The 12,926-nt window shown below is 72.4% G+C and carries 12 protein-coding genes; 5 read left to right on the forward strand and 7 right to left on the reverse strand.

The genetic code is table 11. From position 1 onward, the window contains the following. Positions 1–70: 70 nt before the first annotated feature. The gene (locus ACZ6MA_RS06945; RefSeq protein ID WP_469431686.1) at positions 71–1,441 is read left to right on the forward strand and encodes a DUF6777 domain-containing protein; all 1,371 of its coding nucleotides are present in this window, start codon (positions 71–73) and stop codon (positions 1,439–1,441) included. A gap of 154 nt (positions 1,442–1,595) precedes the next feature. Here the strand turns inward: ACZ6MA_RS06945 and ACZ6MA_RS06950 are convergent, their stop codons facing one another. From ACZ6MA_RS06950 to ACZ6MA_RS06965, 4 genes are all read right to left on the reverse strand, one after another. Beyond that, positions 1,596–2,786 carry a ferritin-like domain-containing protein gene (locus tag ACZ6MA_RS06950; protein WP_469431687.1) on the reverse strand — a complete coding sequence of 397 codons (1,191 nt, stop codon included), beginning with the start codon at positions 2,784–2,786 and terminating at the stop codon, positions 1,596–1,598. Beyond that, complete coding sequence (locus ACZ6MA_RS06955; RefSeq protein WP_469431688.1) at positions 2,783–4,684, reverse strand: GMC family oxidoreductase; 1,902 nt, start codon at positions 4,682–4,684, stop codon at positions 2,783–2,785. Before ACZ6MA_RS06955 ends, ACZ6MA_RS06950 begins: the two co-directional genes overlap by 4 nt. Further along, positions 4,681–5,247 (reverse strand): hypothetical protein, encoded by a 567-nt coding sequence (locus tag ACZ6MA_RS06960; RefSeq protein WP_469431690.1) that lies wholly within the window; start codon positions 5,245–5,247, stop codon positions 4,681–4,683. Before ACZ6MA_RS06960 ends, ACZ6MA_RS06955 begins: the two co-directional genes overlap by 4 nt. Positions 5,248–5,375: 128 nt before the next feature. Next, the gene (locus ACZ6MA_RS06965) at positions 5,376–5,960 is read right to left on the reverse strand and encodes a TetR/AcrR family transcriptional regulator (RefSeq protein ID WP_469431691.1); all 585 of its coding nucleotides are present in this window, start codon (positions 5,958–5,960) and stop codon (positions 5,376–5,378) included. A 97-nt stretch (positions 5,961–6,057) separates the two neighbouring features. Here ACZ6MA_RS06965 and ACZ6MA_RS06970 point away from each other — a divergent pair, with 97 nt between their 5' ends. Then, positions 6,058–6,477: a nuclear transport factor 2 family protein gene (locus ACZ6MA_RS06970; RefSeq protein ID WP_469431692.1), complete on the forward strand. Its 420-nt coding sequence runs from the start codon at positions 6,058–6,060 to the stop codon at positions 6,475–6,477. A 16-nt stretch (positions 6,478–6,493) separates the two neighbouring features. Here ACZ6MA_RS06970 and ACZ6MA_RS06975 read toward each other — a convergent pair whose 3' ends face one another. Then, positions 6,494–7,096 carry a cupin domain-containing protein gene (locus ACZ6MA_RS06975; protein WP_469431693.1) on the reverse strand — a complete coding sequence of 201 codons (603 nt, stop codon included), beginning with the start codon at positions 7,094–7,096 and terminating at the stop codon, positions 6,494–6,496. Positions 7,097–7,417: 321 nt separating this feature from the next. Between ACZ6MA_RS06975 and ACZ6MA_RS06980 the strand changes: the two genes are divergently transcribed. From ACZ6MA_RS06980 to ACZ6MA_RS06990, 3 genes are all read left to right on the forward strand, one after another. Beyond that, entirely contained in the window at positions 7,418–8,302 is an 885-nt protein-coding gene (locus tag ACZ6MA_RS06980; protein ID WP_469431694.1) for an AraC family transcriptional regulator, read from the forward strand. Between the two features lie 92 nt (positions 8,303–8,394). Continuing rightward, on the forward strand, positions 8,395–9,285 hold the full coding sequence (locus tag ACZ6MA_RS06985; RefSeq protein WP_469431695.1) for an NAD(P)H-binding protein: 891 nt from the start codon (positions 8,395–8,397) through the stop codon (positions 9,283–9,285). A gap of 183 nt (positions 9,286–9,468) precedes the next feature. Continuing rightward, entirely contained in the window at positions 9,469–10,455 is a 987-nt protein-coding gene (locus ACZ6MA_RS06990; RefSeq protein ID WP_469431697.1) for a DUF6528 family protein, read from the forward strand. Between the two features lie 49 nt (positions 10,456–10,504). Here the strand turns inward: ACZ6MA_RS06990 and ACZ6MA_RS06995 are convergent, their stop codons facing one another. Together ACZ6MA_RS06995 and ACZ6MA_RS07000 are read right to left on the reverse strand one after the other, a co-directional pair. Next, on the reverse strand, positions 10,505–11,473 hold the full coding sequence (locus tag ACZ6MA_RS06995; RefSeq protein WP_469431698.1) for a spirocyclase AveC family protein: 969 nt from the start codon (positions 11,471–11,473) through the stop codon (positions 10,505–10,507). Between the two features lie 61 nt (positions 11,474–11,534). Continuing rightward, complete coding sequence (locus ACZ6MA_RS07000) at positions 11,535–12,869, reverse strand: FAD-dependent oxidoreductase (RefSeq protein WP_469431700.1); 1,335 nt, start codon at positions 12,867–12,869, stop codon at positions 11,535–11,537. Between the last annotated feature and the right edge of the window lie 57 nt (positions 12,870–12,926).

Consider the following 12,926-nt stretch of genomic DNA (forward strand, 5'->3'; position numbering starts at 1 on the left):
GGCCCCGGTGACGCGGCCCGGGGCGATCACTGATCACCGACATCACAGACCGGCTATCGGGGGTGCGTCAATGCGGCTGGGGTCGTTTCCGTACAAGGTCACCGAACGCGAGGCGGGCGGGCCGGGCATCCGGCGTGCCCGCGGGCGCGAACGCCTGCTGCGCGCCGTCGCGCTGCTGGCCGTGCCCGTCCTGCTCGGGGGGACGGGCAGCCTGGGCTGCTCGGGTACGCAGAAGAAGAAGGCGGCCGATCTCGCCCTGGAGGCCGTGGGAGTGGTCGGCGCGGCCCCGTTCCTCACCGGTGCGGGCACGGACCTCAAGGGGGTCGACTCCGCCCGCCGGGGCGGCGAGCTGGCCGGGGACAGCCGCGGCGCGTTCGGTGGCACCCGGAACGTCGCGCACTGCGACAAGGCGGCCCTCATCAGGGAGCTGACGCGGGACAGCGTCAAGGCGAAGGCCTGGAGCTCGGCCCGCGACATCGACCCCAGGGACCTCACCGCGCACATCGACAAGCTGACGCCGGTGGTCCTGCTCCACGACACCCTGGTCAAGAACCACAACTACCAGGGGAACGGCAAGATCACGGAGTATCTGTCGGTCCTCCAGGCGGGCGTCGCGGTGCTCGTCGACTCCTACGCGCGGCCGGCCGTCAAGTGCAACTGCGGGAACCCGCTGCGGCAGCCGGACACCGACGTCGACTACGAGGAGTCCTCCTACACGGGCAAGCGCTGGGAGGGTTTCGCCTACGTCCGGATCACCGTCATCAAGGAACGCCCCAAGGAGAAGGGGCCGTTGACGTCCGTCCCGCTCGTCGACCCCTACGCGCCGAACAAGGCTTTCGACCGCGGGACCGGTTCCGACGGTTCGAAGGACTCCGCGCCGTTCCCGGTGCCCACCCCCTCCGCCCTGCTCCCCACGCCCAGTGGCGGCAGTGGCACTCCCGCACCGGAGTCGGGCACCCCCTCTTCCCCGCCGCCGTCCGCTTCCGTGCCGGGGTCGGGGACGCCCTCCTCGTCATCCGGCTCGGGAACACCGTCCACGACGGTCCCCGGTACCGGAGCGTCGTCGGGCCGCCCGTCGGCGTCCACGAAGCCGACGAGGGACGCCACGGTCGTGCCGACGGCTCCGGCGGTGCCGTCCGCCGTCGTCCGCACCAGGCCGCCGACTTCGGCGTCCTCGTCCCTGCCGAGCGGCCGGCAGCCCACCGGGGGCCGGGTGCCGACGACCGACGGCCGGGAGCGCACGCCGCAGAAGTCGTTACCGCCGACGCGGCAGTCCGCCCAGCCACCGCCACCGAACACCTGGAAGCCCCAGCCGACGTACAAACCGGTGGAGCCGCCCCAGCCTCCGCCCCGCTCGGCGGAGCGTCCGCCCGTGCCCCGGACGCCGGTGGAGAAACCACCGGTGGAGCGTCCGCCCAGGGCGGAGCCGCCGAGTTCCTAGCCTGGGGGCCCAGCGGGTTTGATGTGGCTGGCCTCAGCCCAAACAAGCCCGTCCGGCGATTGAGGACGCGCCCGCAGGGCGCCCGCCGCCGCAGGCGGCAAAACCGGCCGTCAGCCGAAGACCCGCGGGTGACGGGCCGATCGGACCCTCAGCCCTACCGGGCGCTAAGGCCGGGGGCCCGGGACAGCCGGTCGCGCGCGCGGGCGAAGTGCCCGTCGGTGATCTCGTAGGTGGCGGCGGCATGCAGGCCCAGCGCGCGCTTGGCCGGGTCGGGGTGCGGATTGCGGTACAGCGCCCCGGCGAGGTCACGCAGCTCCAGCATGACGGGCACGGCCGCCCCCAGGGTCTCCGGCTCCCCGTTGTACCCGCGTTCGAGGACGACCAGCAGCCGCGCGTACACCTCGTTGAAATGGTCGGCGGCCCGGCGTACGGCGCTGCCGGGCGGGTAGTGCGCCACCTTCGCCTCGGGGTCGATGGGGTAGGCGTCCTGCCAGGCGACGTTCACGGCCGGGCCGGTCGGTCCGGAGCGCGGCGTATCGTGGGGGGCGTAACTCCGCTCCTGGCGGATCTCATTGAACCGGAAGTAGTGCGCGACCTCGCGGGCCTCGCCGAAGAGCCGGTCGTCGGTGTCGTGGATGCCCCCGGCCGCGCCCTCGCCCTGCTCGGTGATGACCCGCAGCGCCTTGAGCGCGGACGTCAGGCCGGTGACCGCGAAGACCTCACCGCCGGAGTTGTAGAAGTCCTTCGGGCCGACCTGGCGCGCCGGGTCGCCGCGGAAGAGTTCCTCCTCGCCGAGCTTCCTCGACAGGCGGATCACCCCTTCCCGGATGGTGTTGTAGAACTGGCCGATGGAGGTCCAGCCGTCGTCGTCCGCCACCGAGGGGTGGCCGGGCGGTTCGGCGACGTACTCCGGCCGCTCGATGTACAGGAAGGTGTCCAGCGCCTTCGTCCCGAAGTGCCGCAGGGCGACGGGGACCTTGTCCCGGCTGAAGGGCAGCCGGGCGGGGTAGCCGGTGACGAAGCGCGAGTGCGCCACCAGGGGGGTGCCGCCCGTCGCGTTCATGAGGTTGGCGACGAGGGTCATGTGCAGCATTTCCTCGAGCACGACGGCCCGCACGGCGTAGTGGGCCGGCCGGTTGGTGCCGGGCGGCAGGGTGTACATGGCCGTCAGATAGGGCGGGATGGTGAGGTGTTCGAGGGTCAGCGCGGCCTGGAGGAACAGGTGCAGCTCGGCGCGGTCGCGCGGCACCCGGAAGGGCGGTTCCTCGACCAGCGCGAGGTCGGCGGTGATGTCGGTGTGCCGGGCGGGCTCGTGCTGCCCGGTCAGCGGGCCGGTGGCCGTCATGGGCGGGACTCCGGGACGTCGGCGGTACGGACGGTCGGGGGCCGGCGCAGCTCGCTCAGCTCCCGGTGGATCCGCTCGCTGCTGCGCAGTGCCAGGGCGGCCATGGTCAGCGAGGGGTTGGCGGTGCCGACCGAGGGCATGCTGCCGCAGCCGACGGCGTAGAGGCCGGGGTGGTCCCAGCAGCGCTGCCACTGGTCGACCACGGAGGTGTCCGGCGAGGACCCCATCACATGGGTGCCGGCTCCGTGGCCCGCGCCCTGGTAGGCGAAGTCGCGGCCCTCGAACCGGAAGTGGCCGGGGGCGAAGGGGCCGGGGGCGTAGACGGTGTGGTCCTCGGCGTCGAGCAGCCGGAAGATCTGGTCGGAGACGGCCTTCGCCGCCGCCATGCCGCGCTTGACGCGGTCGGAGAGGTCGTAGGTGACGACGGGGCGCGGGATGCCGAGGAGGTCGCGGTGGAGCGGGTCGACGGTGACCCGGTTGCGGCTCTCGGCCTCCTGCTCCATCTCGAATTGCAGGGTGAACTGCCGGCCGATGCCCCGGCCCAGGGTCTCGCGCAGTGCGGGGCCGAACAGCCCGCGTCCGCGCGGTGCCGCCGGGTCGCCGCCCATGCCGAGCAGCCGGGCCACGTCGGCGCCGGGCGAGCCCGCCGGCCAGCTCCACCCCCAGTTGGCGATCACGATGCGGAAGGGCGCGCGGGTCCGCCGGGCGCCTCCGGTGCGGAAGCCTTCCAGACCGGACGTCGATCCGGGGCCGCGGAAGGGACCGACGGGGTGGTTCATCAGCCCCCAGGTGAGCAGCACCGGGTGGTCCATGAGGTTGCGCCCCACCTGGTCGCTGCGATTGGCCAGTCGGGAGAGGAGCAGCAGCTTGGCGTTCTCGACGGCGTGCGCGGCCAGGACGACCACATCGGCTTCCGCGGTGCGGGTGACGCTCGCGGGGACGGCGGGGTCGTCGTACTCCCGGTATTCGACGCCCCGGGCCCGGCCGGTGCTCGTGGTGAGGACCCGGCTCACCACCGCGCGGGTGACGAGGGTGACGTCACGGCTCCAGGCGGCCTGGGTCTTGAGCGGGGTGTATTTGGCCTGGACCGGGCAGATCGGTGTGCAGGAGGCGTTGCCCACACAGCGTTCACCGTAATTGGGCAGCCCCGCCGCGCCGACCGGGCGGTAGCCGCGTCCGTCGTCGTAGCGCTCGTGGGGTGTGCTGTTACGGGCGTGCGGGGTGGTGACGACGCGCAGCGTGGTGTGCGCGGATCCGGGCTTCTCCTGGACGGCGTGTCCGTCGAGCCGGGCCGCCAGGACGTCGTCGAGGTAGCTGCGGGGGATCTCCCGCATCGGGTAGACGTACTTCTCGGGAAACGGCAGCCCGATGGCCTCGGCCTGTTCGGCCGCGTCCCCGGCGACGCCCAGCTCCCGCTCGGCCGCGCGGTAGTGGGCCTCGATGTCGTCGTAACCGATCGGCCAGTCCCGCCCGTAGCCGTAGCGGCTGCGGACCGCGAAGTCCTCGGGGTGCATCCGGGGCGTCAGGCCGAGCCAGTGCAGACCGGTGCCGCCGCCGGCCCGCAGATAGTCCGAGTAGTAGGGCAGGGCGCCTCGCTGGACGAGGTAGCCGTTCGCCCGGTACCCGCCGCCGCTCGCCCCGCCCACGTGGCGGATGTCGGGGGACGGGGCGACGGGGTTGGGCCGGTAGGGCGAGTTGGGGACCTTGGCCACGGCGGACGCGAACGTGTTCAGCGCGTCGAGATGGCCGGGCCAGGTGTCCAGGGTGCCGGTGCCGGCCTCCAGGACGAGCACGCGCCAGCCCTGATCCCCCAGGCGTTTGGCGACGAGGCTGCCGGCCATCCCGGCGCCCACCACGATCACGTCGTACCGGCGCCGGCCGTGCGTCGGGCCGTTCACGCGGCGCCTCCCGTGTCGAGTGCCGTGCGCTCGGACCCTGTGCCCTCGGTTCCCGTGCGCGCGGGCGGGACGGCGGGCCGGGCGACGGGCGGGGCGCCCGGTGGCGGATCGGCCCAGGTGCCGAAGCCGGGGGCCTTGGCGCCCGGCGGGTGACCGTGGAAGGTCCGCCAGACCAGGGCTTCGGGATGGGCCTCGGGGGCGGCCGTGAAGGCGACGTTGGCCGTCTGCCGGCCGAGCGCGCGGTGCACGTCCCGGGCGAGCGGGGGCCATACGCCCAGGTACCACAGGTGGGTGATGGCGCGGGCGAGGTCGCGGGACGTCTCGTCGACGAGCCGGTCCGGGTCTCCCCCGGCGGCCGCCATGTCGTCGATGAAACGGCCGACGGCCTCGCGGCCCACCTGCTCGACGGTGGTGTCGTGGTACAGGCGGGCCATTCCGGTGGCATACAGGTCGAACGCCTCAAAGCCCGTCAGGCGTTCGGAGATGTCGATGAACCCCGCCACCGGCGGCGGTACTTCGACGGACTCGTCTTCGAGTGCCGTGCGATTCGGTTCGGGAATCATGCGTGACCACCCCTCCAAGGGACTGCCCGCACATTCTTATCGAAGAGTTCATAGCGGGAGAAGAGGGGTGAACGGCCTTTATCCGGAACGAGGTTGGCCAAATAGGTAATTCGGGGCGGCCCTCCGGTTCAGCTCCGCGACGGGGTCAGCGCCGCCTCCAGCAGGACGCGCGCGGCCTCCTTGGCCCGCAGCGCCGGCTCGGCACCGCCGGAGATCGCGGCCGTCACGACGGCTCCCTCGGCGAGCAGGGCGAGCTGGTCCGCGAGCGCCGCGGGGGCGCCCGCGCCGGTCACCAGACCGGTGAGGTGCCGCAGAAAGGCGCTTTTGTGGGCCCGGGCGGCCGCCGCCACGGTTTTTGAGGCACCGCCCAGCTCCCCGAAGGAGTTCACGAAGGCGCAGCCGCGGAAGTCGGGCTCCTCGCACCACTGGTGCAGCCAGTCGAAGACGGCCAGGACCCGCCCGGGCCCGGCGGGCCGGGCGTCGGCGTAGCGCGCCAGCGCGTCCCGCCATTGGGCGTCACGCCGTCGCAGATAGGCCTCGACCAGTGCGTCCTTCGACGGATAGAGCTGGTAGAGGCGCTTGAGGGAGACGCCCGACGCGGCACGGATCGCGTCCATGCCCACCGCCTGGAGTCCTCGCCCGTAGAAGAGCGCCCCCGCCGCGTCCAGCACCCGGTCCCCCGGCGCCGCAGCTTCCGTAGCCGTGCTTTCCATGACCGCTCCCACCTCGCGTCTTGCCCGAGAACCATCGTTCTCCTAGGCTACCGGACAGCGGAGAGAACGACCGTTCTCCCCGCGGAAGGGAAGAGTCATGTCCGAGCAGAGGCCACCGCTCCCGCCGTTCACCGCCGAGTCCGCCCGGCGGAAGGTCCAGGCCGCCGAGGACGCGTGGAACAGCCGCGATCCCGAGCGCGTCGCCCTCGCCTACACCGAGGATTCGCGGTGGCGCAATCGCGATGTGTTCCTCAACGGCCGGGCGGAGATCGTGGACTTCCTCCGCGCCAAGTGGGAGCGCGAGCACGGCTACCGCCTGCGCAAGGAACTGTGGGCGTACGGCGACGACCGCATCGCCGTGCGCTTCGCGTACGAATGGCACGACGACGAGGGCCGGTGGTACCGCAGTTACGGCAACGAGAACTGGGAGTTCGACGAGAACGGTCTGATGCGCCGCCGCTACGCCAGCATCAACGACCTGCCGATCAGTGCGGACGAACGGCGCATCGCCGGCTGACCGGCCGCCCGCCGTATCAGCCCAGCACGGTGGGGACGGCGGGAGCGGAGACGGGAGTGGCGGCGGGGGTAGCGGGGGCGGCGACGGGAGGGGCGACGGTCAGCGGGGTGAGCTGCTGGATGTCGTACCGCCGGCGCAGGTCGGCGATGGCGTCCTGGTCGATCTCCGGACCCGAGTTGAGGATCTCGAAGAGTTCCTCGAAGTAGCGCTCGTGGTCCGGCGGGGGCGAGGCCTGGAAGAACATCCGCGCGGGGTCGGACGTCGGGTTGGCGAACGCGTGCGGGCAGCCGGGCGGTACGACGATGAGCGTGCCCGCCGTGGCCCGCACACAGCGCTCCCCGCTCGGGGACTCCCACTCCCGCCAGTTGCGGAGCGTCCGCACCCGGGGCTCGAAGGCGAGGACGTCGAGTTCGCCGTCGAGCACGTAGAACAGCTCCTCGCTGCGCGTGTGCAGATGCGCGCCGACGTCGAAGCCCGGGGGGACGACGACCTCGAAGCTGGAGGCCGCCCGCGAGTGCTCCCCGGTCACCTTGAACGTCACCTGCTGGGCCGCCGTGACGAGGGTGCGCCCCGCGCCCGGGGGGACGACGAGTCCGTCCGGAGAACTGGTGAGAGTCATCGTGCGCGGCCTTTCGGAAGGTTCACGAGGCGACCGGAGTGATCGCCGTCATCGGCGTGCGCTCCCCGTCGCGAGGACGGGCGTCCCCGTGAGTCCTCGTGAGTCCTCGTGAGACGGACGCGGGCGAGGCGCGGCGGGATGCCCCGCTTTCGGGCGCTCTCCCGGGAAATGATCCCCGACTCCGCCCGGCGGCCACAGACCCCGCGCGGAAAATCACCCGTCCAGGGCATCAAATCCGAAAGGAAACCCTCCGGTTTGGTTCTCCTTCCGGCCGGGCCCGGTCCCCGTCCGGGGCGTTCCGGGTCCGTCTAAGGTGACGGCATGGACGCCTTGGGGGATCTGTTGCGTGGGGTACGGGCCGACGGGGCCCTGTTCGGCCGGTGGACGGTGACGGCGCCGTGGTCGCTGCGGTTCGCGGACGGGGCCCCGCTGACGCTGTGCACACTGGTGCGGGGGGCGGGGTGGCTGGTACCGGTGGAGGGCGAGCCGCGGCCGCTGCGGCGGGGCGACACCGCGCTCGTGCGCGGGCCCGAGCCGTTCACCTTCGTGGACGCGCTCGCGTCCGGGCCGGCGGACCGTACCGGGGAGAGCGCCGAACTGGTGTCCGGCGCCTACCGGTCGGAGTCCGACGTCGGCCGCCGGCTGACCGGCGCGCTGCCCCGGGTGCTGATCGTGCCCGATGAGGACGATCCGGAGAGCTGCGGCACGCTCCACGAGTTCATCGCGGCCGAGGCCGCCGCCGACAAGCCGGGGCAGCAGTTCGTCCTCGACCGGCTGATGGACTGGATGCTCGTGTGCACGCTGCGGGCGTGGTTCGACGGGCCCGACGCCTGCCCGCCCGCCTGGTACCGCGCCCTCGGCGACCCGGTGGTCGGCACGGCCCTGCGCGCGATGCACGACGCGCCGGCCCGGCCGTGGACCATCGCCGCGCTGGCCGCGGGTGCGGGGGTCTCCCGGGCGTCCCTGGCCAAGCGGTTCACCGAGCTGGTCGGCAAGCCGCCGCTGGCGTATCTGACGGCGTGGCGGATGACGCTCGCCGCCGAACTGCTGGCCGAGCCGGAGGCGACGGTCGCCGGGGGGGCGCGGCGGGTGGGGTACGCGGACGGGTTCGCCTTCAGCGCGGCCTTCAAGCGGGAACGCGGCGTCAGTCCGAGCGCGCACCGGGCGTCCCGGGCCACGGCGGCCCGTGAGCGGATCGGCGTCTGAGGCCGCCGGAGCGGGGCGCCCTGGACGCGCGGACATCCCGTCGAGTGTTTCGGCCATGGCCGCGCGGCAGGCCCGCCGGAGAGGCTCGGGGCATGACGAACGAACCGGTATTGGTGATCGGCGGCACGGGCAAGTCCGGCCGCCGCGTGGTGGCGGGACTCCAGGAGCGCGGCGTGGCCGTGCGCGTGGCGTCCCGCGGCAGCGCACAGCGATTCGACTGGCTGGACGAGAGCACCTGGGGGCCGGCGCTGGAGGGCGTCGGCGCGGTGTACGCGGTACCGCTGGAGGGGGTGCCGGTACCGGCGTCCTTCACCCGGCTCGCCGCGCGCGGCGGGGTCCGGCGCATCGTCCTGCTGTCCGCCCGTGGGGTGGACGTGCCCGGGTACTACGAGGACGAGGGCGAGGACGGGAAGAGCGCGGAAGCGGGGGCGCGGGACGGGACGGAACCGGGGGCCGTGAGCCACCTCGTGGGCGAGCGGGTGGTGCGGGAGTCGGGTCTGGAGTGGACGGTCCTGCGTCCGGGGTGGTTCGCGCAGAACTTCAGCGAGGGTCTGTTCCTGGACCCGCTGCTCGCGGGCGAGCTGCGGCTGCCGACCGCTGACGAGGCGGCGTCGTTCGTCGATCTCGACGATGTCGCCGCGGTCGCGGTGGCGGCGCTGACGGAGGACGGGCACACCGGGCAGGTGTACGAACTGTCCGGGCCCCGGGCGGTGACCTTGGAGACGGTGGTCGCGGAGATCGCCGGGGCCACGGGCCGCCGGATCCGCTACGTCCCGGTGTCGGTCGAGCGGTTCACGGCCGAGCTGAGGGCCGAGGGGGTTCCGGCGGAGGACGCGGAGCTGTGGGCCGCGGCCCTGAACCCGATCCGCCGGGGCCTGGAGGCCAAGATTTCCGACGGTGTGCGGCGGGCCCTGGGCCGGGAGCCACGGGACTTCACGGTGTTCGTGGCGGCCGCGGCCGCCGCGGGCGCCTGGCGCGGCTGATCGGCCGCGCCGGGCCGGTTGGCCGGGCCTGGCGCGGCCTCGCGCACCTCGTTCGTGGGACACCCGGGGCGTGGCGCGGCGACGGCCGGGGGGCGCTCCCCGATCCTGTCGGCGCACCTGTGCGTCACGGGATGGGAGTCCACACGTGGAGAACCAGAGCACGACGACGGCACGGGCGGCCACGTGAGACGCGTGTGGGCGGCCGTCCTCGCGGCACTGACCGTTTTGGGAACGTCGGGGGTGACGGAGGCCCACCACAGGGCGGGCGGGCGTACCGCTCTCGTGGCGGCCACCCCGATCGTGGCGGCCGACCAGGCCAGCCGGTCCGTGTACGTCCTGGACGCGGAGCGGACTCGGTGGAGCGCCGAGGGGCCGGACGGGGGCGTGCTGTGGTCGTGGCGCGCCGACGGCCGCGCGGACCTCGCCGACCTGCGGCCCGCCGACTCGTGGACGAACGTGAGCGAGGCCAAGCTCCGGGAGATGGGCGGCCGGCGTTATCTGCTGACCACGGCCTCCGGGGGGCTGGCCGCCGTCGTGCGGTACCCGGAGGGCACGACGTACTGGGCGGCCGACACCGGCTCGGGCAACGCGCACAGCATCGAACTGCTGCCGAACGGGAACGTGGCGGTCGCGGCCAGCAAGGGCCAGTACGTGCGGGTGTACGCCGCGTCCCGGAACACCCGGGCCGCGGAGTACACGCAGCTGGCCCTCGCCGGGGCGCACGGGGTGCACTGGGATCCGCGCAACGAACTGCTGTGGGCGGTGGGCGACCGCGAACTCGTGGCGCTGTCCGTGGGCGGCACGACCGACCGACCGGCCCTCAGGGTCGCCCACCGCCGGGCGCTGCCCACCCGGGGCGGTCACGACCTGGCCCCGGTGCTCACCTCGCCCGGCCGGCTGTGGGTGGTCACGTCCTCGGCGGTGTACCAGTACGCGACCTCGGAGCGGCAGTTCGTCTCCTACCCGCTCCAGTCCAGGGTCAGCGGCCGGTCCATCAAGAGCGTCGGCGACGACCCGGCCACCGGTCAGGTACTCGTGGCCCGCCCCGAAGCGGGCAACCCCTGCGCCTGGTGCACTTCCACCCTGACCCTGTACCAGCCCGACGGAACCCGCACGCTGCTGCACGGCGGCATGTACAAGGCCCGTTGGTGGACGTCTCAGCGCAGCTGACGGGCCGGGACGCTCCGAGGACGTTCGCTGATGCGACCCCGTAAGCGGGTCACTGTGGGGGGCGTTGGTACCAGCTCGGTGTGGCCGGGTTGGGATACCCGAAGAGCGAGGCGATCAGTTCTCCGGCCTGGAAGGCGAGGACGCACAGGTTGACGAGGCCGATTCCCGCGAGAATCCGAATCCAGGGCCGCACGCGCCGGGGCAGGAGATCGCTGCCGCGGAAGATGTGCACGGTCGTGCCGCGGACTTCGGCGTTGAATGCCATCGCGAACATAGGGGTGGCGCAAAGCACACAGATCGAGAAGACGTTCGTGATCGTCTGCTGGTACCACTCGCCCTCGAACAGAGTGAACCCGGGCACCGCTCGTGGATAGCCGAATCCGCCGAGGAGCACGAACACTTGCACCACGATCACGTCGAACACGATCAGCGGAACCACGCTTGTGGCAATGACCCGGGGCAGGCTCCAGTGCGGCCGGTGCCGGCGCAGGAACCGGCAGCAGGTGAGGCCTGCGAGGGGCCAGAGAACGAGGGGGGTGTAGGCCGCCGTCAGAACGAACGATTCGAGGACGGGCGTCTCGCCCCGCCAGCCCGGAAGGTAGGGCCCCCAGGAAGGGACGTTGAGATCGTAACGGTTAGGTGCGGCGGCGTAGTGAAACGTGCTGGCGTAAGGGTTGGTCCACCAGGACAGGCAGCATCCGACGAAAAGCGCGGTGGTCAGGCTGATGGCGTGCTGATTGCGCGATTCACGCCGGCACCAGATCGCCAATCCGGCGATCAACAAGACCGTGATGGCTTGGATGACGTGGGTGAGGACGCGCATATGGTCCGGGATGGTGTAGCCCGTGGCCGGGTACGCATGCAGGTTGCCGTCGAGCGCCCATCGGGTGAGTACCCAGGTCTGCAGCAGGACGAACGCGAGCCCCAGGCAGGCCCAGTAGACCGAGGGGCACTTCCACCTGCCGCGCGCGGGAGACGACGCCGGGGCCGGTGCGGTGCTGGATCGTCGCCTCATCATGGCGCCCCCTCGGGGTGTACGGGCCCCTCCTGGCCGGCTGCTTCGGGAGGGCGCGGCACTGTCAGTCCATGACCGCACGTGGCGGACGACGGAGGATGCGGATCACGAGAGCGGGGCGCGCCAGCGATGCCGGGCCGTCCAGCATGTGCATCATCCTGGCGAACTCGCGGTAGAGGTACGGGCTGGTCGGGACGTGGTCGCGCCAGCGTGCGAGGTACCAGTCGGCGAGGCGGTGGGGCAGACCGCGTCGTCGGTCGCTCCCCGGGTGGGCATGGTCGATCCACTCCTGGTCCACGGCGGTGGCCAGGAGCCATGGCCATGCGAGTTCGCGGCGTACGAGGCGCTGGAACCGGCGCGTCCAATGCCCGTCCAGGTCGCCGGCCAGGATGTTCCGCAGGACGCGGGCCTGCGCTGCGGCGGTGGTGATTCCTTGTGCGTAGACGGGGTTGAGCGTGCACACCGCGTCGCCGAGCGCGATCAGGCCGTCCGGCCACCATAGGGCCCGGTCGTAGTGGATCATCCGGTTGGCGCAGTGGCCGTACCGGACCGGGCGGGTCAGCGGACACAGGGGTTCGAGTATGTCGGCGCACAGCTCGTGCAGACCGCGCGCGACCTGCCCGAACCCGTCGTCGGTGGGCGGATCGTGTCCTTTCGCGCTGTACAGGCTCACGACGACCTGATGGTCTTCGATGGGCAGGATGTATGCGCCCACCGGCCGGTGCGGTACCTGCTGCGCCGCGACGAACCCCATCCACGTGGTGGGCTTCTCGGGGGCCTGGTAGAAGCGGGTGGTGCAGGCGGTGCCCGCCGAGACCGTGGTTTCCCGTACGCGGGGCATGCCCCGCTCGGTCAGCCAGTCCCGCAGGTGGCTGGTGCGGCCGGAAGCGTCGACCACGAGATCCGCGGTGAGCCGGCCCCCGGAGCGGAGCCGGACGCCGGTGACGCGCGACGGTGTGCCGTCGGTGATGAGCCCCGTGACGGCCTGTCCGTCGACCACTTCCACGTTCGCGGCGTCTGTCACCAATGACCGCAGTGTGGTTTCCAGCAGGGGACGGCTTGACGGCTGGAACAGCGGCCCGGGTCGCGTCACTGGCGCGAGCCCGGCATCCAACCGCATGCGCATGTCGTGGCACATGTCCAGCGTCCGGGCGCCCGCGTCGGCGAGACGTGTGGTGAAGCCGGGGCACAGTTCCTCGATCACGGCGCGGCCTTGGGCCATCAGGGCATTGGCCTGACGGCCTTGCGGGACGCCTGGACGCGGGACGGGCGCGGAAGGCAGCGTGTCGCGTTCGATGATCGTCACCTGTTCGCACCTGTCGCGCAGAACCCGGGCGGCCAGGAGGCCGGCGATTCCCGCGCCGATCACGACCGCCTGGCCGGTGGTGTGGTGGCTCATGGCGTCCACGGCCGGCGCAGGCCATGCCGAGCACTGGCCGTCGATGACGGTGAGGTG

The sequence above is a fragment of the Streptomyces sp. NPDC042259 genome (assembly GCF_055582085.1).